The organism is Ferdinandcohnia sp. GQ5, assembly GCF_059759275.1.
Window position 1 is genome coordinate 1 of record NZ_JCAXEW010000010.1, and the last position, 20,369, is coordinate 20,369.

The following is a 20,369-nucleotide window of genomic DNA, read 5'->3' on the forward strand; positions in this document are numbered from 1 at the left end:
GGTCATCGTCTAAGTGAGGGTAAGCAAAGAGGATAATCGTACCCTCACACAAAGTCCATCGTCCAAGTGGGGGTAAGCAAAGAGGATAATCGTACCCTCACGCAAAGGTCATCGTCCAAGTGAGGGTAAGCAAAGGGGATAATCGTACCCTCACGCAAAGGTCATCGTCTAAGTGAGGGTAAGCAAAGAGGTTAATCGTATCATCACACAAAGGTCCGCTACTAAGTGTGGTAAGTAAAATCTTAAATACCTTTAAGCATAATCAAAAAACGAATAAGTGTAAGAAAAGAAAATTTAATAATGAAAGTCAATCCCATCCAACAAAATTATTATTAATAATAGAAACTAAAGCTTCACATAAAAAGACGATCTTCCAAACTGGATTAGTTTGTACCTTTTTGAAAGTATTTTTCTTATTGTCTTTTTGCTTTTAATTACCTGACACCAATCAAATATTGTACTAACCGTAATCTTCATATGAGGAAAAAGATGCTCGAATTCTTCAATACATCTAATAATAGCAGTTTCCTTATCTTCCCATTTGTTGCATTTAGGACATTTTAATTTATGTTGATTCCCAATCTCCATAAACCCATTCCAACACTCTCCACACAAAATCCCTTTTTCTAACTCATCAAAATCATACGCTGGTAGCAATGAGAAAGGGGACTTTTTTATATGTATCGAAAGCAACTTTTTTGCTAACGTATGATGTGTATCATAGATTTTGGACGATTGTGCATTTAAAGAGCGTACAAAACGATTAAGTTGAGGCTGAAATACAATCGGTAGATTTGGTGGAGCTTCGTACAGATAAAATTCTGGATTTATAAAAATGAGGTGGCCTTCGACGGTGAGGTTGGAACCGAGTTGTTGGAGCAATTGTCTAAGTAGAGAGGTACTTCGGGATAGCTGTAGAAGGGGATTTTTGATCTCTTTTCCAGTTGATAAGCTTTTCCATTGGTCTCCTTTTACTATGAAATCGCCTTCAAAGTTCTTTACTTCGAATATGTGAATCTTGGGTGGGGAAATAAGTAGTGAATCAATTTGATAATGAGCTCTGTTTGTTTCTAGAAGCAAGTCATTGATGGTGAGGGAGTCAAGTGAAAGACTTTCCATACGCTGGTCAAATATAGTTTCCCCAATGAAGCCTTTTTCGAGCGTAATGATTTGATGCTCGATTTTTTCAGGGACTTTCTTTCTTGCTCGATTAGACTTTAGGAGCTGTAATTCAAGAGGTACGGTACGTTTTTTAATAATCAAACACAACACTTCCTTTCGATAAATCTAAATCTTACCCCTTTATTTTACATTTTGTTTCCTTCTAAAATCAAAACATTTTGTCCATATTTTTCAACAAAAAGCGGTCTAATTTGTATAGAGGGCTCGTATACATAGTAGTACAAACTGCCTTAGGAGGGAAAAGAATGCGTAAAATAACTAAATCTGCAATAGCTGCAACAGTTGTTACTTCTACAGTTCTACTTTCAGGATGCGGCTTATTTGGTGGAGAGGAAGAAGTTAAACAAATGGATCCACCTAAAAACGAAGCGGTGGATGAGACAGTAGCAAAAGGGGATAACTCAGAAACTGATGCTACTGAGGCTACTGACCAAGAGGAAGCTACAACTGAAACAGTAAAACGAGACCTGTATCTGATTGATAATAGTGGTCTTGTAGTACCATATACTGTAGATCTTCCGAAGACAGATGCTGCGGCAAGACAAGTGCTTGAATACCTGGTAGCGGGTGGACCTTTAAATGAAATTCTTCCAGATGGATTTAGAGCGGTTATTCCACAAGATACGGTTGTGGATGTGAAATTGGAGGATGGCACAATTACAGCTGACTTCTCGAAGGAATTTGGCACATATAATCCTGAGGATGAAGCAAAAATCTTACAAGCCATTACTTGGACATTAACCCAATTTGATAATGTCAATAACGTTGTAATTAGCGTAAATGGATATAAATTAGATGAAATGCCTGTTAATAGTACACCAATTCCAACGGATTTAAGTAGAGCGGATGGAATTAACATTGATAACAGCGGTGTAGTAGATATTACAAATAGCCGCCCTGTGACACTCTATTTCTATGTGCAAAATGAAGACGCGGAATATTATGTGCCTGTAACGAAGCGAATTGAAAATACAGGGGATGACAAAGTTTCAGCAGTGGTTAATGCACTAATTGACGGACCAAATTTGTCATCGAATTTAATAAGCGAAATTCATCAAGATGTAAAACTACTAGGTGCGAGATTGGAAGATGGCAAAGTTACTTTAGATTTTAATGAAGCTATCTTTGGTAGCTTTAACGAGAAGATGATCTCTAAGCATGTTATTAACTCTTTAGTATTATCTTTAACGGAGCAGCCTGATGTAAAGAGTGTTGCTATCACGGTAAATGGAAATGAAGATGTTGTTACGGAAGATGGGAAATCCCTAACTGAACCAGTAACACGTCCAGCAAATGTGAATACAGGTAGTTTCTAAAAAGAGTAGGGGTGTGGACTATGTTCACACCTTTTTCCTATGGAAGACGATAGAAAAACAAAATTTTGCTATACTATATAAAGGATAGTAGGTAGGCAGTGTTTAGCCTACTTTTAAGGATGGACAGGGGGTTTTTAGTTTTTGAGAGTTGATGGACGAGTACATAATCAGATAAGGCCGATTCAGTTTGAAGTGAATTATATCAAGCACCCCGAGGGGTCGGTATTAATTACGATTGGGGATACAAAGGTTATTTGTAATGCGAGTATTGATGATAGGGTGCCTCCTTTTATAAGGGGGTCTGGTAAGGGGTGGATTACAGCGGAATATTCTATGCTTCCAAGAGCAACTGAGCAGCGGAATATGAGAGAGTCCACTAAAGGAAAAATCTCTGGACGAACGATGGAAATTCAGCGTTTAATTGGGCGTGCATTAAGATCAGTGGTTAATCTTGAACAGCTTGGTGAAAAAACAATATGGATTGATTGTGACGTTATTCAAGCGGATGGTGGTACAAGGACTGCTTCGATAACGGGTGCTTTTGTAGCGATGGTCCTTGCTGTACATAAAATCTATAAAGATAAAAAAATGGGTGTATTTCCAATCACAGACTATTTAGCAGCTATTTCAGTGGGAATTGATCCTGAAAAAGGGGCAATCCTTGATTTAAATTACATAGAAGACTCGGCTGCAAATGTTGATATGAATGTTGTGATGACAGGAGCGGGGGAGTATGTTGAGCTTCAAGGAACGGGAGAAGAATCCACCTTTTCAAGACAGCAGTTACAAACATTATTAGAATTAGCCGAAATAGGGATTACTGAGTTGATTCAGGCCCAGAGAGCTGCATTAGGAGATTTAGTAGACTTAATTGGAAAGAAGGAGTCTTAACGTGAAGGAAATAATGATTGCTACTAAAAATAAAGGAAAAGTAAAGGAATTTAGGGATTTATTTGCAAGCAAAGGAATAGACGTAAAATCACTGGTCGACTATCCTAATATAGAGGATATAGAAGAAACGGGCACTACATTTGCAGAAAATGCTCAAATAAAAGCAGAAGCTATTACTAAAAAGCTCCACATACCTGTTATAGCAGATGATTCTGGACTTGCTATTGACTATCTTGATGGCAGACCGGGCGTCTATTCAGCAAGATATGCTGGTGAGCATAAAAATGATGTGGATAATCTTAATAAAGTATTAGAAGAATTAAAAGGAGTTCCCGATGAAAAAAGATCGGCTAGATTCCATTGTGCACTAGCTTTGGCAATTCCTGGAGAAAAAACGGAAATTGTAGAGGGGACCTGTGAGGGTGTTATTACAGATAAGCCTGTTGGGGAAAATGGATTCGGCTATGACCCAATCTTTTTTGTGCCTGTTAAGGGCAAAACAATGGCTGAATTATCAAAAGATGAGAAAAACCTTATCAGCCATCGTGGGAATGCACTTAGAAAGCTAGACGAGCTTTTAAAAGATCGTGAGGAGTTTCAAAGATGAAGGTATTAATTTTGAGTGACAGCCATGGATTAACAAAGGAATTACTCGACATTAAGGAGAGGCATAAGAATGATGTTGAGTTTATGTTCCATCTCGGGGATTCTGAGTTGTCATCTCAATCAGAAGAAATGAGTGGATTTTCAGTAGTCAGAGGAAATTGTGATTTTGACTCTAACTATCCGAACGATATGATTGTTCTTTTAAATGGGCTAAAGGTATACTTGACACATGGTCATTTGTATAATGTAAAGATGTCATTAATGAATTTATCCTATCGTGCTAGAGAAGTCGGCGCATCTATTGTTTGCTTCGGACATTCACATATTGCAGGAACTGAATTAATTGATGGTGTTTTATTTATTAATCCAGGTAGTTTCCGATTGCCAAGAATGCGCAAAGAAAGAACATATGTAATAGTAGAGGTTGATAATAATCAAGCTGATGTTGTCTTTTATGATAGTGAAGGAAATATTGTTGAGGAGTTATCAACCAAGGTAAACTTATGATACAATAGCGTAGGGAGTAAAAAAATACTCCCTTTTAAAACTTTTTCTTCAAAATGTGTTGACATCTGATTCCTATCTGACTATAATAAAAAATGTCGCTAATAACTTAGCGGAAAAATTTAAAATGTCCCAGTAGCTCAGCAGGATAGAGCAACGGCCTTCAAGAAAATAGGAGCCTCTATAAGGAAAGAAGAACTTATAGAGTGGACGACACTATATCGGTGAAGCCTTAACAGTTTTTAGCTGATGGTAATACCGAGGAAACTTATGTCTTGCATTAGACTGAGGAGATTCGAATGATCATGTAAATTGATGGTAGAAACTCCAAAGAATAATCTTCAAGTGATTATCATGAGGTTCCGTAGAGACTACACGTGTCGCACCTGAAATGGTGAAGATATAGTCCAGACTACAAACAACTATTGTTGGTGGCGAAAGTCATAGTGGTAAGCTAAGCCGTCGGTCGGGAGTTCGAATCTCTCCTGGGACGCTAATAGGTAAAATTGGATACGATAAGATATCCGGAAAACACGTTAAATCGTTGATATTTCAAGCGATTAGCGTGTTTTTTATTTTTCTAGAAATACGATAGAAAAAGGTGAGTTATCAAACCGTTTAACACATTTTTTACGCAAGAATAAACCCAAAATTACATGAAAGTATATATTAAGGTTTAATTAGGTGGCATAACCATTCAGATTTTAAACCTCCTCCGTTTTTTTAAGTGATATCCCCAGGACCTATTGATGTACGGTTCAATAAGAAAGTTAACAAAAAAGTGGTTAATCCTTCTTAGAACAACGCACCTTTTCGTATGCACAAATATGCTTAGTTCCGCCTACAAATACAACAAACACATTAAGTAGACCAAAGCTTGTAAACACTTTAGGAAACTTTTACCGAAAAATCTTTTAATCTTTCAGATCATTATTCAACTTTTTCTAGTTTAAGATAACATTTTTTACGAATTGTTACACCTACACTGATTTTTTGTAAAAAATTGGCTTTTATAAAATATACCTATTTAACTGAACCTATAGGTGTTAAGGGAAATCAGAATATGTGGAGGTAAAGTAATGACAGTTAAGAGTCAGGTTAAACAAACGTTAGCAGGTCTGAAAAGTGCACAAGCAAGCCTTGAACAATTTTCACTTCAAACCCAAAATCAACAAGCAAAACAACTATATCAAAATGCTGCCCAACAAACCCAAATGATAGTGGATAGTCTAAACCCGCGTTTGCAGGAATTGGACGCGGAAGAACCACAATATCAACAAGAATAAATAAGCTCAAAAAATCGGGCTTGAATTTTAAAACCATATTTCTTTCAAGGTTGGTTAAACATACCAACCTTTCTCCAGTTATTACGCTCTATGGATGGGGTTGATAGATATGAAAATGAAAAAGTCTTTCTTTCAATATAGTGTTTTATTATTTCTAACTATAGGATTATTAGCTGGATGTAAGGAGGATATGGATTCTATCAAAAGCCAAGGCACGTCTATAACCAAAATCAGTGCGAAAACGGCGACGAATCAATCCGTGGCTAACCAAGCAGAGGAGCTATTGATCAAAAGGGATGATATTACCGGGGTTAGAGGAGTTAACAAGGATAAAGAACTTCTAATTGCTATAAAGGTACCACAAAAGGACAGGTTTCAACTATCTACAATCGAAAAGGAAGTTAAAAAAGAGTTAAAAAAGCAATATCCAGAACACAATATCCAAGTATCAACTGATCAAAAAATATTTCTGGAATTGGATAAATTGGAGAAAAAGCTTGAGAAAAGCAAAGTTGGGGAAAAAGAACTAAAAAAAGAATTAGATAATATTAAAAGTCTTATGAAAGAAGAAGCATGAGCTGTAAAGTGAGGAATAGCATATGTCGAAAAGTAAGAAGAAAAAATTAACCCCAGTTCAACAAGAATATAAAGCTCTTCAACAACAGAGGGAGACAAAACGACCCTTGTTTAAAAATTGTATTAAAGCATTTCTAACAGGTGGCATCATATGTTTGATTGGACAGGCGATTCAGACCTTTTACATATACTTTTTCGATTTTACAGAACAAACAGCTGGAAATCCAACAGTTGCTACCTTAATTTTTATTTCTATGTTATTTACAGGATTTGGGGTTTATGATCGAATTGCCCAATTTGGAGGTGCCGGTTCCGCCGTTCCAGTGACAGGGTTTGGAAATGCTGTTATCTCTGCAGCGATTGAACATCGTACAGAGGGATTTGTTTTAGGGGTTGGTGGCAATATGTTTAAGTTGGCAGGTTCAGTTATTCTTTTTGGTGTTTTTTCTGCCTTTATTATTGCCACCATTAAGACCATTCTGATCACGTGGGGGGGATTGTAATGCTGATTGGTCATCGGACATGGATATTCAATCAAAAGCCAGTGATTATTTCAACCGGTACAGTAGTTGGACCATTTGAAGCAAAAGGCAAAATTCCACAAGATTTTGACTTAATTCATGGTGAAATTTGGCTAAATCAAGATTCGTTTGAGAAGGCACATCAAGTCATGTTAGAGGAAGCTTGTCAAAAGGCAATCGAAAAAGCCAATCTGCAAAAGGAACAGATACAGTTTTTCCTTGGCGGAGATCTTATCAATCAAATCACTCCTACAAGCTTTGCAACTAGAACACTAGGTAGTCCATATCTAGGATTGTTTGGAGCTTGTTCAACCTCAATGGAAGGATTGGCCCTATCGGCATTTCTTGTTAATTATAACGGAGCAAAATATATTTTAACCGGTGCGTCTAGCCATAATGCAGCTGTTGAAAAGCAATTTCGCTATCCAACAGAGTATGGTGGCCAAAAACCACCAACTGCACAATGGACGGTTACAGGTGCTGGTGTGGCCATACTAAGTTCTACAGGCAAAGGCCCACGAGTAACATCAGCCACCATTGGTAGAATTGTTGATATGGGGTTGACTGACCCATTTAATATGGGCGGTGCAATGGCACCTGCTGCTGTCGATACAATTGAGGCTCATTTAAAGGAACGAAACATCGATCCATCATATTATGATTTAATCGTGACGGGGGATCTTGGTCATATAGGTCGAGAGGTATCTCTTGATTTGTTTAAAAAACATGGTACCCCAATTAAGGAAGAAAACTATCATGATTGTGGACTAATCATCTATCGAGAAGGGCAACCCGTCCTTGCGGGTGCCAGTGGCGCAGGGTGTTCCGCTACAGTCGTTTACGGCCATATTTTAAATCGGATGAAAAAAGGGGAATTGAATCGGGTCCTTGTTGTTGCAACAGGTGCCTTACTTTCTCCGCTTACCTTTCAGCAAAATGAATCGATTCCTTGTATTGCACATGCAGTATCAATTGAAAATGGAAGTGAAGAGAAGTCATGATATTCTTTTGGGCGTTTGTCATAGGTGGATTCATTTGTGTGATTGGTCAAATTATGTTTGATGTTTTTAAACTAACCCCTGCACATACATTATGTACATTTGTAGTACTTGGTGCACTATTAGATGCGTTTGGTTTATACGAACCATTTATCGACTTTGCAGGTGCTGGAGCAACTGTTCCGATTACCAGTTTTGGAAATTCCCTTGTACATGGAGCGATGGCAGAGGCGGAAAAGCATGGACTGGTTGGCGTGGTAACTGGGATGTTTGAAGTGACAAGTGCAGGCATATCGGCTGCCATCATTTTCGGGATGATTGGAGCATTATTTTTTAAACCTAAAGGATAAGGAGGATGTAGGGTGACAGTAGGCTCTCAGGTGAAACAGTGTCTTTCTAGTATAAAAAGTATTGAAGCTTTGTTTTCAAGCTTGGCATTGCGTACACAAGACACAGAAGCGAAACGAACTTTTCATGAAACCATGTTGATCATGGATGAAATAAAGAATGATCTAAAAAAACGTGTTGGCGAAATTGAGCGGGAGGAATATCAATATAAAGGTTTTTAAATTTTTTTTCAAGGAGTTATTAACATGCCAGATTGGTTAAGTATTGCAGTACGTTCACTAGTCCTACTTATTGTATTGTTTTTATTAACGAAATGGTTAGGGAAAAAGCAAATTTCTCAGTTATCCTTTTTTGAATATATTAATGGAATAACAATAGGCAGTATTGCTGCGGAGGTTGCCACAGGTCTGGATAAACAAATTAGTCACGGCTTAATAGGTATGGGTGTCTGGTTTGCTGTTCCATTTGTTATGGGTTTCATTTCATTAAAAAGCAAAACCGTACGAGACTTTGCTGAAGGAAAAGGAACCATTTTTATTCAGGATGGAAAGGTAATGGAGGATAATTTAAAAAAAGAAAAATTTACGATTGATGAATTATTAGCAAAACTACGAAATAAGGATGTATTTCAGGTAGCGGATGTTGAGTTTGCAGTATTGGAGACAGATGGAAGCTTAAGCGTATTATTAAAAAAGGAAAATCAACCAATAACTGCGAAAGTTCTAAATCTCGCAGTAGCTCCGATAAAAGAATCGCAAACAGTTATAATGGATGGAGAAATTATGCATGAACCATTGTCCTCATCAGGACATAGTCAGAATTGGCTTGAAACGGAGCTAGATAAAATAGGTGTCAGCATTGAAAATGTATTCATCGGGCAAGTCGATACACATGGACAACTGACAGTCGATCTATATGATGATAAAATCAAGGTCCCATCCCCACAAGAAAAACCATTACTTCTTGCATCGATAAAGAAATGTCAGGCGGATTTGGAATTATTTTCTTTACAAACAAATAACCAATCGGCAAAAGAAATGTATCAAAAAAATAGTGAGAAACTCCAGGAGGCACTTGAAAAAGTGACACCGTTTTTAAGCAATTAAAAGGGACACGGGGATAGGTTTCGCATTCTACCATTTTATGCAGAAAGGACTTTGAAAATAATAAATTTGACTTACATCAATTCTATGCCTTCTCTTTGGTCCAAAAAATGAAGCCTCCATGCCAAATGTACGAAAATATTAATGGAAATAGCTTATTTCTATCTAAAAAGTGACTAAAAATTGCAAAGTCCTTCATATGTATATAACTGATTATTAACAAAGTTATGTATCGCATGTACAGCAGCAGGTTAGGAGACCTCTCTAAATTCCGATATACTGTTGACCTTGATAAACAAATAAACAAGAAATTGATATTTATTGTGTATATTTTCCCGACACCGATGAATGTTACTACTTGGACCCAAAGTTCTGCAATAAATCGTTAACTATAAGAGTAAAACATCCTAAGAATAATCAGGAAAAGAATGTTCACTTTGTTAAGGATTTTCGTAACCTCCCTTAGGCTAATTACCTAGCATAGCCATTTTACATACTTAATCACAAACACTTCTTTTCATGTAAATGAATTGAAGTGTTTTTTTATTTGTCCAATGGACTCATCTACAAACAAAAATTTTAGTATTACGTGCGATCAGATATTAAAGATTGACCTTGAAAGATTCCTACCTATATCGCATCCGAATCAATCATTTTCAGTCACGAAAATTTCAACAAAATCTTTCAATTCTAAAAACCGCGTCACTTCTGAGTTGTAAGCGGATTCAGATAGTTTATCAAATCAAAATAATCTAACAATTCTTTAAAATGGTGTTGACTCCGATAAAAAATGGGCGTAATATAGGCTCTAATATCAAATATTTTCTAGCAAAAAGAAAATGAATAAGCAAATTATCAACTTAGAAAAGTCCTATCATAACTAACCCATCCTTTTACTAAAAAGGTGGAAGGTCATGGATTTGGATTATTTTTTGAACCTAAGTTTTCAATCATGTAAAGCGTTTATGTTTTTAGGTATTAAAGAAATACCTGTGGCATAAAGCTAATAAAAATGTAATTTAAAAATATTGAATATTCATAAACGTTGAAGAGGATAAGTAGTCTAACGTAAAGATATCAACAGAGAGCCGGTAATGCTGGAAGCCGGTGTTATCCCGTTGGATGAACTCACCTCAGAGTGTTAGCTTGAAACATTTGTAGTAGAGTTAACCGGGTGTTTGGTAACAGCTCACCCGTTATCAAAATGAACAACAAAAGTTGTTCCTGAGGTGGTCTTTTTTTGATCGCGAACAAGGGTGGTACCGTGAAAAGTGATAAATGCCTTTTCACCCCTTCGACCAAGAAATTGGTCTAGTGGGTGGATTGGCATTTTATTTTTTTAACATAATTAAGACCCGGTCTTAATTATGTTAAAAGCCTCTGGGAGGATGTCACGATTTTTCAAAGGGAATTTTTAGAGCAGTAAGATTCAAAGACAAAGTGCGCCACATCATGTGGCAACGTCTTTATGACCCACTTCCTGTGGGCCTAAAATCTGGCGATAATATGCCAAGGCATATTTGATTAAGAAAATTTAATTACTATAAGGAAGGGATGTAAGAAAAAATGGGCGTAAATGCAAAAGTGGAAGAAAAAACTAAAGCTTCTACAAAAATGAATGGTTCCCAAATGCTAATCGAAGCATTGAAACGGGAAAACGTAGAAGTCATTTTTGGATATCCTGGCGGTGCTGTACTAAACATTTATGATAGTTTATATGATTCAGGAATTTTTCATGTATTAACCAGACATGAACAAGGTGGTATACATGCAGCTGAAGGGTATGCGAGAATTTCAGGAAAACCAGGTGTCGTCATTGCAACTTCTGGACCGGGTGCAACAAATATTGTGACGGGATTAGCAGACGCGATGATTGATTCAATTCCACTTGTTGTATTTACAGGTCAGGTTGCTTCATCAGTCATTGGTTCAGATGCATTCCAGGAAGCAGATGTTCTTGGAATCACGATGCCAATTACAAAACATAGCTACCAGGTAAGGGAAGTAAAGGACTTACCAAAAATAATTAAAGAAGCATTTTATATTGCTACTTCTGGAAGACCAGGTCCTGTATTAATTGATATTCCAAAAGACATGACAGCAAATGAAGCGGTATTTGATTATGATCAAGAAATTCAGTTGCCAGGTTATCAGCCGACAATTCACCCAAATCATCTGCAAATTCGTAAGCTAGTTGAAGCAGTTAGTCAAGCGAAAAAACCGGTCATTCTTGCTGGTGCTGGGGTTATACATGCAAAAGCTGCAAACGAATTAAGAGAATATGTTGAACAACAAAATATTCCTTTAGCACATACACTTTTAGGTTTAGGTGGATTCCCAGCTGATCATCCATTATATCTAGGCATGGCAGGAATGCATGGAACATACTCAGCGAATATGGCTTTACATGAATGTGATCTATTAATCAGTATTGGAGCAAGATTCGATGACCGGGTAACTGGAAACCTGGAACACTTTGCTCCAAATGCAATAGTAGCACATATTGATATTGATCCTGCTGAGATTGGGAAAAACGTACCTACTAAGATTCCAGTGGTAGGGGATGCAAAAGAGGTTCTTAAAGCTCTAGTTCACCAAGATGGTAAACCTGGAGATTCCCGAGAATGGAGAGAAAAACTAGCTGGATGGAAAGAAGAATATCCACTTGTTTATAAACCATCAGAAGATGAATTAAAACCACAAAAATTAATAGAACTTATCTATAAATATACAGATGGGGAAGCAATTGTTACAACTGACGTTGGCCAGCATCAAATGTGGGCTGCCCAATACTATCAGTTTACAAAACCAAATCGTTGGGTAACATCAGGCGGACTTGGAACAATGGGCTTTGGCTTACCATCTAGTATCGGAGCACAGTTAGCTGAAAGGTCATCAACTGTGGTTGCCATCCTAGGAGACGGTGGATTCCAAATGACTTCCCAAGAACTTTCAGTCATTCATGAATTAAACCTACCAATCAAAATCATCATTCTTAACAACAAAGCTTTGGGAATGGTTAGACAATGGCAACAACTTTTCTATAAAGAGAGATACTCACATTCTCTGATTCCTAATCAGCCAGATTTTATGAAACTAGCTGATGCATATGGAATTAAAGGTTTGAGAGCTACAAATGAACAAGAAGCAGAGCAAGTGTTAAAAGAAGCTATCGAATACGCTGGACCGGTCCTTATGGACTTTAATGTGACGCCTTTCGAAAATGTATACCCAATGGTAGCCACAGGAAAGGGTCATCATGAAATGGTAGGTGTTAAACTGTGAAAAGAATCATCACATTACTAGTAAATAACCGCGCTGGTGTACTTAACCGAATCACTGGCCTGTTAACTAAACGTCATTACAATATTGAGAGTATTACAGTGGGACATTCCGAAACAGAGGGACTCTCACGAATGACATTTGTAATACATCTCGATGAAGAAACCGTTGTTGAACAAATCACAAAACAGCTAAATAAACAAATTGATGTTATAAAGGTCGTGGATATTACGAATCAAGCCATTGTGGCTAGGGAGCTTGCTCTCATTAAAGTAGCATCCAGTCCATCAAATAGAAATGAGATTTATAGCTTAATAGATCCTTTCCGGGCATCGATTATTGATGTAAGTAAGGAAAGCCTGGTTATCCAAGTTACAGGTGAATCAGAAAAAGTCGAAGCTTTAATTAACCTCTTAAAGCCATACGGAATTAAAGAAGTAGCCCGTACAGGCACAACTGCTTTCACAAGGGGTAACCAAAAGACAGCTTCAAATCCAAAGAATATTTCTATTGTTTAAATACGTTTCATCAACTAAAGGGTTTAATCACATTAACATACAAAACTTAATTCTAATAAGGGAGAGATTTTAAAATGACAAAGGTATATTATAACGGAGATGTAAATGATTCAGTTTTACAAAATAAGAAGGTTGCTATCATTGGTTACGGTTCACAAGGACACGCACATGCACTGAACTTACGTGAAAGTGGCGTGGATGTAATTATTGGTCTACGTCAAGGAAAATCTTTTGAACAAGCAAAAAATGATGGACTACAAGTTTATTCAGTTCGAGAAGCTGCTGAGCAAGCGGATGTAATTATGGTATTACTACCAGATGAAAATCAACCAAAGGTATATAAAGAAGAAATCGAACCAGGATTAGAGCCAGGAAATGCATTAGTATTTGCTCATGGTTTTAACATTCACTTTAGCCAAATCGTACCACCAAACTTCGTAGATGTTTTCCTAGTAGCTCCAAAAGGCCCGGGACATTTAGTACGTCGTACATTCACTGAAGGTGCAGGGGTTCCAGCATTAATTGCGGTTGAACAAGACGTAACTGGAAATGCAAAAGAGGTTGCACTAGCATATGCGAAAGGAATTGGAGCGGCTAGAGCGGGTGTTCTTGAAACGACATTTAAAGAAGAAACTGAAACAGATCTATTTGGTGAACAGGCGGTATTATGTGGTGGTACCACTGCATTAGTTAAAGCAGGATTCGAAACATTAGTAGAAGCTGGATACCAACCAGAAGTTGCTTACTTTGAGTGTCTACATGAATTAAAACTAATCGTTGATTTAATGTACGAAGAAGGTTTAGCTGGAATGAGATATTCAATCTCTGACACAGCTCAGTGGGGCGATTTCGTAACTGGACCACGTATTGTAAATGACAGTGTGAAAGCTGAAATGAAGGAAGTATTAAAGGATATTCAAACAGGTAAGTTTGCAAAAGGTTGGATTCTTGAAAATCAGGCGAATCGTCCAGAATTTAACGCAATTAACAAAATTGAAGCTGAACATCAAATTGAAGTAGTTGGTAAGAAGCTTCGTGCAATGATGCCATTCGTCAAACAAAGACAAGTGAAAGAAGTGGTGGGTGCCCGTGCGGAAAATTAATATTTTTGACACTACATTAAGAGATGGAGAACAGTCTGCTGGAGTAAACTTAAACCTACATGAAAAACTTGAAATTGCTAAGCAACTGGAACGACTCAATGTGGATGTTATGGAGGCCGGATTTCCAGCTGCCTCTGAAGGTGATTTCCAGTCAGTTAAACAAATTGCTGATATCATCAAAAATGTTTCCGTAACAGGACTTGCACGTGCTGTACAAAGTGATATTGATGCAGCATGGGGAGCATTGAAGGGAGGAGCGGAGCCTCGTCTCCACACCTTCCTTGCAACTTCCCCAATTCATAGAAAATATAAGCTTAAGCAGACAAAAGAACAAGTAATTCAAACAGCTGTGGATAGTGTTAAATATGCTTCTCAATTCTTCCCAATTATCCAATGGTCTGCGGAAGATGCGAGCAGAACAGAATTAGACTTCTTAGCAAAAATCATCAAAGAAGTAATAGATGCTGGAGCAAATGTGATTAATCTACCGGATACAGTTGGGTATGGTACTCCAGAAGAATACGGCAAAATGTTTACCTATGTACTAGAAAACGTACCGAATATAGATAAAGTTATTTTATCAACTCACTGTCATGATGATCTTGGAATGGCAGTTTCCAATTCATTATCAGCTATTGAACATGGTGTGTTACAAGTAGAAGGAACCATAAATGGAATTGGGGAAAGGGCAGGTAATGCCTCATTAGAAGAGGTTGCAGTTGCACTCCATATTCGTCAGGACTTCTACCAAGCACATACTCGATTAAAGTTGGATGAAATCAAGCGTACAAGTGATTTAGTTAGTAAATTAACAGGTATGATTGTTCCTCCAAACAAAGCTGTTATTGGTAGAAATGCTTATGCACACGAATCAGGTATTCACCAAGATGGTGTGTTAAAGGAAAAAACGACCTATGAAATTATCACTCCAGAGTTAGTAGGGGTGAAATCAAATTCAATGGTGCTAGGAAAGCATTCAGGTAGACACGCATTTCGTAATCGTATTTTAGAATTAGGCTACACATTAGATGACCAAGAAATTAATCGCGTATTTAAGCTATTTAAAGATTTAGCAGATAAAAAGAAAGAAATTACTGATGATGATTTAGTTACATTATTAGTAAATGAAAAGGTAGCAAACGTGGAGGATACGTATCAATTAACCTCTATGCAGGTTCAATACGGTACAAACCAAATCCCTACTGCAACCATCACCTTAACAGATCGTGAAGGTAACCAAATCCAAGAGGCTGCTACAGGATCAGGAAGTGTTGAAGCACTTTACAATACACTCGAACGCTGCTTCGGTATTTCAATAACATTAGATGATTACCGAATCCAATCTGTTGGCGCAGGGCGTGACGCACTTGCAGAGGTATTTGTAAAAGTAAAACATGAGAATGTTGAAAGCAGTGGAAGAGGCTCTGCACAAGACGTGTTAGAAGCTTCTGCAAGAGCATATGTTAATGCAGTAAATAGACTTATAACAGTTGAAAAGAATAAGAAGCTACTTGAAAAAGTTGGAGTTTAAACTTTTAAATTTACTATTTTCAGTGTAGATAAGATAAAAGAGGAGGAGTCAATATGAAGAAGAGTATTGCCGTACTTCGTGGAGATGGCGTTGGCAAAGAAGTGACTAAAGGGGCAATCGAAGTGTTGAAGGCTGTCGCCGGACAATACAATCATGAGTTTACATTTCAACACGCTTTAATAGGTGGTTCAGCAATAGACGCTGAAGGCACTCCTCTTCCGGCGGAAACACTGGAAGTATGTAAACAAAGTGATGCAGTAATGCTAGGGGCTGTAGGGGGTCCGAAGTGGGATTCTAACCCTCCACACTTACGTCCTGAAAAAGGATTATTACAAATTCGAAAAGCCTTAAACTTGTATGCGAATGTAAGACCGGTAACTTGTTTTAATAGCTTACTAGACGCTTCTCCACTTAAACAAGAAGTGATTGAAAATGCGGATTTCGTAATTGTCAGAGAGCTTACTGGTGGTCTTTACTTTGGAAAGCCAAGTGGTAGAAAGATTGAAGATGGCGAAGAAGCAGCTGTTGATACTCTTTCCTACAAACGCTCTGAAATGAAAAGAATCATTGAAAAAGCATTTGAAATGGCTATGACAAGAAGGAAGAAAGTGACATCTGTAGACAAAGCTAATGTCTTGGAATCTAGCAGAATGTGGCGCGAGGTTGCTGAAGAAGTAGCTACTTCTTATCCAGAGGTTACATTAGAGCATATGCTAGTGGATAACGCGGCAATGCAACTAATCCGAAACCCTAGGCAATTTGATGTAGTCGTTACTGAGAATATGTTTGGAGATATTTTAAGTGATGAAGCATCCATGTTAACAGGATCACTTGGCATGCTTCCTTCAGCAAGTTTATCGACGGATGGACCGAGTCTATTTGAACCAATCCATGGTTCTGCACCAGATATCGCTGGAAAGGATATTGCAAATCCAATTGCAACCATATTATCTGCAGCTATGCTTTTACGCTTATCTTTTGGATTAGAAGAAGAGGCAAAAGCTATTGAAAAAGCCGTGGATGATGTATTAGCTGCTGGTTATCGTACTGCAGATGTTGTTCAACCACAAGGAAATGCAATTTCAACAACAGAAATGGTAGAAAAAATTAAAGAGGCCTTAGTTGAGGACGGGGCGATTTCAAATATTATGTCTTGCTATGCATAGATTTATAAATTGCAAAGCTAGACCTGCTGATAGCTCGGTATATACCGAGCTTATCTTTTCAAAAAAAGTGAAAAAGGAGGATGAAGATACTAATGGCACCGAAAACGATTATAGAAAAAATATGGGATCAGCACGTTATCAATCATGAAGAGGGGAAACCAAACCTATTATACATTGACCTACATCTTGTCCATGAAGTAACTTCTCCGCAAGCTTTTGAAGGTTTACGTATAAAAAATAGAAAAGTCAGAAGACCTGATTTAACATTTGCGACAATGGACCACAACGTACCTACTACAAGTGATCGCTTCCAAACAAAGGATGAGATAGCTGCTAAACAAATGAGTGCATTGGAGAAAAACTGTAAGGAATTTAACGTACCATTAGCAGATCTACACAGCCCAGAACAGGGAATTGTTCACGTTATTGGACCTGAGCTTGGATTAACACAACCAGGAAAAACAATTGTATGTGGGGATAGCCATACATCTACACATGGAGCATTTGGAGCATTAGCGTTTGGAATTGGGACAAGTGAAGTCGAACATGTTCTTGCAACCCAGACATTATGGCAACAAAAACCTAAAACCATGCAGGTAAATGTAGTTGGAACATTATCACCTGGCGTCTATGCGAAGGACGTTATTTTATCGATTATCCGTAAGTTTGGGATTGATTTCGGAACAGGACATGTAATCGAATATACAGGAGAAGCAATTCGAAACATGTCAATGGAAGAAAGAATGACCATTTGTAATATGTCAATTGAAGGTGGAGCGAAAGCTGGCTTAATAAGCCCAGATGAAACAACATTCTCCTATTTAAAGGGAAGAAAGCATAGCCCTTCAGGTGCAGATTTTGATGCAGCTGTTGAAAGATGGAGAGCTCTTGCAACTGATGAGGGTGCTACTTTCGATGAAATTCTAGAAATTCATGCAGATGAAATCTTACCTACTGTTACATGGGGTACTAACCCATCTATGAGTATAACTATTGAGGATACAGTTCCATATCCAGAGGATTTTGATAAAGAAGTTGACAAGAAGTCTGCTCAGCGTGCTTATGAATATATGGAGCTTGCTCCTGGAACGCCGATTAATGAAGTAGAAATTCAACATGTATTTATTGGATCATGTACAAATTCACGAATTGGTGACTTACGCGAAGCGGCTGAAATTATCCGTGGTCAAAAGATATCTCCTAATGTACGGGCTTTAGTCGTTCCAGGATCTCAACAAGTGAAACAACAAGCGGAAAAAGAAGGTCTTGCTGATGTATTCCGTGACGCTGGCTTTGAATGGCGTGATGCTGGATGCAGCATGTGCTTAAGTATGAACCCAGACGTAGTTCCTGCTGGTGAAAGATGTGCTTCAACTTCAAACCGTAACTTCGAGGGACGACAAGGTAAGGGTGCACGTACACACTTAGTAAGTCCAGCAATGGCAGCTGCTGCAGCTATTTATGGGAAATTCGTAGATGTTCGTAAAATTCAAAAGGTAACAGCTTGGGAGGAGGCATAATTATGGAACCATTTATCACACATCAAGGTAAAGTTGCAGGAATGGATCGAAACAATGTGGATACCGACCAAATCATTCCGAAGCAATTTTTGAAAAGTATCGAAAGAACTGGGTTTGGAAAATATGCCTTTTTTGATTGGCGCTTCGAAGCTGACGGAAGCCCGAATCCAGATTTTGAATTAAATCGAAAAGAAAATGAGGGTGCGACGATTCTTGTTGTAAATGAAAACTTTGGTTGTGGTTCTTCTCGTGAGCATGCTCCATGGGCATTACAAGACTATGGATTTAAGGCAATCCTAGCTCCATCATTTGCAGATATTTTCTATAATAACTGCTTGAAGAATGGTATTTTGCCTATTGTATTAGAAAAAAGCGTGATCGAGTATCTTCTAAAAGAAGCGAATGCTGCTGACTATCAATGCACTATCTCATTAGAGGAACAAACAATAGTTGATTCAAAAGGCTTCAAAACAGAATTTTCAATTGATGCATACTGGAAGGAAATGTTGATCAATGGTTGGGATGAGATTGACAAGACTCTTTCCTATGAACAACAAATTAAAGAGTACGAAGTTAAAACTGCGAACTAATAATTCTAGACAAAGTCCATCAGACTTTGTCTTTTTTTGTATCCTATCATGGTATCACTATTGTTTTCTCTTTTTTTCATTGGTACACTAATAACTCAAGTAGAAAACGAGTTTGGGGTTGGAAAAACTCTATGGAAAAAAAGTTTAATGGTAAGAAGCAGGATAAAGTTGTTCCCTTTCCTCATCTAAAGGAAAGATTAATGGAAAAAGGTCTTGATGCATTAACCAATAAGCAATTTAAAGAAGCTTTAACTTTATTAATACAAGCTCAGGAACTTGAAGAGGGCAATCATGAAATAGAGCTTGGAATTGTCATCTGTCTTTTTGAACTAGGAGAATTAGAGCAAGCAAAAGAAAATTGTTTAGTTATGATGAAAGAAGATGTTGGGGACTATTTTCATGTCCTTCAAATCTACTTAACCATTCTCATTCAACTCGGACAATATAATGAAGTAAAAACAACAATTGAGGCTGTGCTTGATGAAGATTCAGTTCCTCCCGAGTATTTAGACAATCTGTCCCAGCTCTTAGAACTGAGTAAAAGAATGCTTTATTCTGATGAGGTGGAAAGAGAAGCTGAGAACACGAATCAGGATGTTATGGAACATCTACAACATGTTTTATATAATGAAGAATTTATCGGGAATCAAATAGCTGCCATACAATCCATGAAGGAACTCAATGTACGGAAATACTTAGATATGCTGGTTCCATTTTTAGCTAATCCTAAAAAACATCCTGTTGTAAAAACGATGATATTGCAGTTGCTTGCAATGAATCAGGTGGATCGTGAGACAGAGGTTGAGAAGCTTGGGGAGACCCTTAAAGTTATCCCTTCAAAGTTAATTGATCCATCCATGTCACCTTTTGCAATTCAGGTTTTATCGATCTTGGAGGAACAATTGCAAAATGAGAATCCGACTCTATATGAAACAGCAAAAGAGATTTGGCTTCAGCATCTTTTTGTGATTTTTCCTTTTACATTAGATGATGAGAATCCAGCAACGTATGCTGCTGCTCTTCATTTATATAGTGCTGAACTTCACGGAATGGAGATTGAGAATCGAACACTTGAGCAAATCTATGGGATAAGTTTGTTTGAACTAAAACATGCTCTAGATATGCTAGAAAAGGTAGAGCGTTTTTCGTATATCGAATAAAAAATGGTAATCGAAGATATTATAATTTTGATTAGTTGGTTAAACTTTCTAACAATATAAAAATATTCTATATGTTGAAAGGTGACTATTCTATGTTATAATGTAATGGTTGTAAAATGCTAGTTTACCGACATATGGTAATAGTTATGAAATTTACATATCGGAAAA

21 protein-coding genes and 1 other annotated feature are annotated in these 20,369 nt (G+C 37.5%); of the genes, 20 read left to right on the plus strand and 1 reads right to left on the minus strand.

The genetic code is table 11. The features are described from left to right. Positions 1 to 345: 345 nt before the first annotated feature. Complete coding sequence (locus tag AC6CHV_RS13270; protein ID WP_341330695.1) at positions 346 to 1,263, minus strand: nuclease-related domain-containing protein; 918 nt, start codon at positions 1,261 to 1,263, stop codon at positions 346 to 348. Positions 1,264 to 1,427: 164 nt separating this feature from the next. Between AC6CHV_RS13270 and AC6CHV_RS13275 the strand changes: the two genes are divergently transcribed. The 20 genes from AC6CHV_RS13275 to AC6CHV_RS13370 all read left to right on the plus strand — a co-directional run bounded on the left by AC6CHV_RS13275 (position 1,428) and on the right by AC6CHV_RS13370 (position 20,201). Then, positions 1,428 to 2,498, plus strand: a complete 1,071-nt coding sequence (locus tag AC6CHV_RS13275; RefSeq protein WP_498079032.1) for a GerMN domain-containing protein — start codon at positions 1,428 to 1,430, stop codon at positions 2,496 to 2,498. A gap of 141 nt (positions 2,499 to 2,639) precedes the next feature. Next, entirely contained in the window at positions 2,640 to 3,389 is a 750-nt protein-coding gene (gene rph / locus AC6CHV_RS13280; RefSeq protein WP_341330697.1) for a ribonuclease PH, read from the plus strand. Position 3,390: 1 nt separating this feature from the next. After that, a complete protein-coding gene (locus tag AC6CHV_RS13285) occupies positions 3,391 to 3,996 on the plus strand; it encodes an XTP/dITP diphosphatase (protein WP_341330698.1) in 606 nt (201 codons plus the stop codon). After that, positions 3,993 to 4,502 carry a metallophosphoesterase family protein gene (locus AC6CHV_RS13290; protein WP_341330699.1) on the plus strand — a complete coding sequence of 170 codons (510 nt, stop codon included), beginning with the start codon at positions 3,993 to 3,995 and terminating at the stop codon, positions 4,500 to 4,502. The genes AC6CHV_RS13285 and AC6CHV_RS13290 overlap by 4 nt, the downstream gene beginning before the upstream one ends. A gap of 1,076 nt (positions 4,503 to 5,578) precedes the next feature. Further along, positions 5,579 to 5,785: a DUF1657 domain-containing protein gene (locus AC6CHV_RS13295; RefSeq protein ID WP_341330700.1), complete on the plus strand. Its 207-nt coding sequence runs from the start codon at positions 5,579 to 5,581 to the stop codon at positions 5,783 to 5,785. A 109-nt stretch (positions 5,786 to 5,894) separates the two neighbouring features. Beyond that, entirely contained in the window at positions 5,895 to 6,362 is a 468-nt protein-coding gene (locus tag AC6CHV_RS13300) for a YhcN/YlaJ family sporulation lipoprotein (RefSeq protein WP_341330701.1), read from the plus strand. Between the two features lie 22 nt (positions 6,363 to 6,384). Then, positions 6,385 to 6,864, plus strand: coding sequence for a stage V sporulation protein AC (spoVAC, locus tag AC6CHV_RS13305; protein ID WP_341330702.1), 480 nt, complete (start codon positions 6,385 to 6,387; stop codon positions 6,862 to 6,864). After that, entirely contained in the window at positions 6,864 to 7,883 is a 1,020-nt protein-coding gene (gene spoVAD / locus AC6CHV_RS13310; RefSeq protein ID WP_498079033.1) for a stage V sporulation protein AD, read from the plus strand. Before spoVAC ends, spoVAD begins: the two co-directional genes overlap by 1 nt. After that, positions 7,880 to 8,230: a stage V sporulation protein AE gene (spoVAE, locus tag AC6CHV_RS13315; RefSeq protein ID WP_341330704.1), complete on the plus strand. Its 351-nt coding sequence runs from the start codon at positions 7,880 to 7,882 to the stop codon at positions 8,228 to 8,230. Before spoVAD ends, spoVAE begins: the two co-directional genes overlap by 4 nt. Positions 8,231 to 8,242: 12 nt before the next feature. After that, positions 8,243 to 8,449 (plus strand): DUF1657 domain-containing protein, encoded by a 207-nt coding sequence (locus AC6CHV_RS13320; protein ID WP_341330705.1) that lies wholly within the window; start codon positions 8,243 to 8,245, stop codon positions 8,447 to 8,449. A 24-nt stretch (positions 8,450 to 8,473) separates the two neighbouring features. Beyond that, complete coding sequence (locus AC6CHV_RS13325) at positions 8,474 to 9,334, plus strand: DUF421 domain-containing protein (RefSeq protein ID WP_341330706.1); 861 nt, start codon at positions 8,474 to 8,476, stop codon at positions 9,332 to 9,334. A 307-nt stretch (positions 9,335 to 9,641) separates the two neighbouring features. After that, entirely contained in the window at positions 9,642 to 9,797 is a 156-nt protein-coding gene (locus AC6CHV_RS13330) for a group I intron-associated PD-(D/E)XK endonuclease (protein WP_341333511.1), read from the plus strand. Between the two features lie 570 nt (positions 9,798 to 10,367). Then, positions 10,368 to 10,628 (plus strand) — a binding site (T-box leader). A 269-nt stretch (positions 10,629 to 10,897) separates the two neighbouring features. Next, positions 10,898 to 12,616, plus strand: a complete 1,719-nt coding sequence (ilvB, locus tag AC6CHV_RS13335; protein ID WP_341330707.1) for an acetolactate synthase large subunit — start codon at positions 10,898 to 10,900, stop codon at positions 12,614 to 12,616. Next, positions 12,613 to 13,131, plus strand: a complete 519-nt coding sequence (gene ilvN, locus AC6CHV_RS13340) for an acetolactate synthase small subunit (protein WP_121447671.1) — start codon at positions 12,613 to 12,615, stop codon at positions 13,129 to 13,131. The genes ilvB and ilvN overlap by 4 nt, the downstream gene beginning before the upstream one ends. 74 nt (positions 13,132 to 13,205) lie before the next feature. Then, positions 13,206 to 14,234, plus strand: coding sequence for a ketol-acid reductoisomerase (ilvC, locus tag AC6CHV_RS13345; RefSeq protein WP_341330708.1), 1,029 nt, complete (start codon positions 13,206 to 13,208; stop codon positions 14,232 to 14,234). Then, on the plus strand, positions 14,221 to 15,765 hold the full coding sequence (locus tag AC6CHV_RS13350) for a 2-isopropylmalate synthase (protein ID WP_121447673.1): 1,545 nt from the start codon (positions 14,221 to 14,223) through the stop codon (positions 15,763 to 15,765). The genes ilvC and AC6CHV_RS13350 overlap by 14 nt, the downstream gene beginning before the upstream one ends. 53 nt (positions 15,766 to 15,818) lie before the next feature. Then, positions 15,819 to 16,931, plus strand: coding sequence for a 3-isopropylmalate dehydrogenase (leuB, locus tag AC6CHV_RS13355; protein ID WP_341330709.1), 1,113 nt, complete (start codon positions 15,819 to 15,821; stop codon positions 16,929 to 16,931). Positions 16,932 to 17,023: 92 nt separating this feature from the next. Next, complete coding sequence (gene leuC / locus AC6CHV_RS13360; RefSeq protein WP_341333512.1) at positions 17,024 to 18,451, plus strand: 3-isopropylmalate dehydratase large subunit; 1,428 nt, start codon at positions 17,024 to 17,026, stop codon at positions 18,449 to 18,451. A gap of 2 nt (positions 18,452 to 18,453) precedes the next feature. Beyond that, positions 18,454 to 19,041 (plus strand): 3-isopropylmalate dehydratase small subunit, encoded by a 588-nt coding sequence (gene leuD / locus AC6CHV_RS13365; RefSeq protein WP_121447676.1) that lies wholly within the window; start codon positions 18,454 to 18,456, stop codon positions 19,039 to 19,041. A gap of 131 nt (positions 19,042 to 19,172) precedes the next feature. Next, positions 19,173 to 20,201: a tetratricopeptide repeat protein gene (locus AC6CHV_RS13370; RefSeq protein ID WP_341330710.1), complete on the plus strand. Its 1,029-nt coding sequence runs from the start codon at positions 19,173 to 19,175 to the stop codon at positions 20,199 to 20,201. The last annotated feature ends 168 nt before the right edge of the window (positions 20,202 to 20,369 follow it).

Excerpts from the sequence above, each read along its gene's own strand:
- AC6CHV_RS13275 (WP_498079032.1), top strand. The coding sequence starts at position 1,428 with ATGCGTAAAATAACTAAATCTGCAATAGCTGCAACAGTTGTTACTTCT.
- AC6CHV_RS13290 (WP_341330699.1), top strand. The coding sequence starts at position 3,993 with ATGAAGGTATTAATTTTGAGTGACAGCCATGGATTAACAAAGGAATTA.
- AC6CHV_RS13295 (WP_341330700.1), top strand. The coding sequence starts at position 5,579 with ATGACAGTTAAGAGTCAGGTTAAACAAACGTTAGCAGGTCTGAAAAGT.
- AC6CHV_RS13300 (WP_341330701.1), top strand. The coding sequence starts at position 5,895 with ATGAAAATGAAAAAGTCTTTCTTTCAATATAGTGTTTTATTATTTCTA.
- spoVAC (WP_341330702.1), top strand. The coding sequence starts at position 6,385 with ATGTCGAAAAGTAAGAAGAAAAAATTAACCCCAGTTCAACAAGAATAT.
- spoVAD (WP_498079033.1), top strand. The coding sequence starts at position 6,864 with ATGCTGATTGGTCATCGGACATGGATATTCAATCAAAAGCCAGTGATT.
- spoVAE (WP_341330704.1), top strand. The coding sequence starts at position 7,880 with ATGATATTCTTTTGGGCGTTTGTCATAGGTGGATTCATTTGTGTGATT.
- AC6CHV_RS13325 (WP_341330706.1), top strand. The coding sequence starts at position 8,474 with ATGCCAGATTGGTTAAGTATTGCAGTACGTTCACTAGTCCTACTTATT.
- ilvB (WP_341330707.1), top strand. The coding sequence starts at position 10,898 with ATGGGCGTAAATGCAAAAGTGGAAGAAAAAACTAAAGCTTCTACAAAA.
- ilvC (WP_341330708.1), top strand. The coding sequence starts at position 13,206 with ATGACAAAGGTATATTATAACGGAGATGTAAATGATTCAGTTTTACAA.
- leuB (WP_341330709.1), top strand. The coding sequence starts at position 15,819 with ATGAAGAAGAGTATTGCCGTACTTCGTGGAGATGGCGTTGGCAAAGAA.
- leuC (WP_341333512.1), top strand. The coding sequence starts at position 17,024 with ATGGCACCGAAAACGATTATAGAAAAAATATGGGATCAGCACGTTATC.
- leuD (WP_121447676.1), top strand. The coding sequence starts at position 18,454 with ATGGAACCATTTATCACACATCAAGGTAAAGTTGCAGGAATGGATCGA.
- AC6CHV_RS13370 (WP_341330710.1), top strand. The coding sequence starts at position 19,173 with ATGGAAAAAAAGTTTAATGGTAAGAAGCAGGATAAAGTTGTTCCCTTT.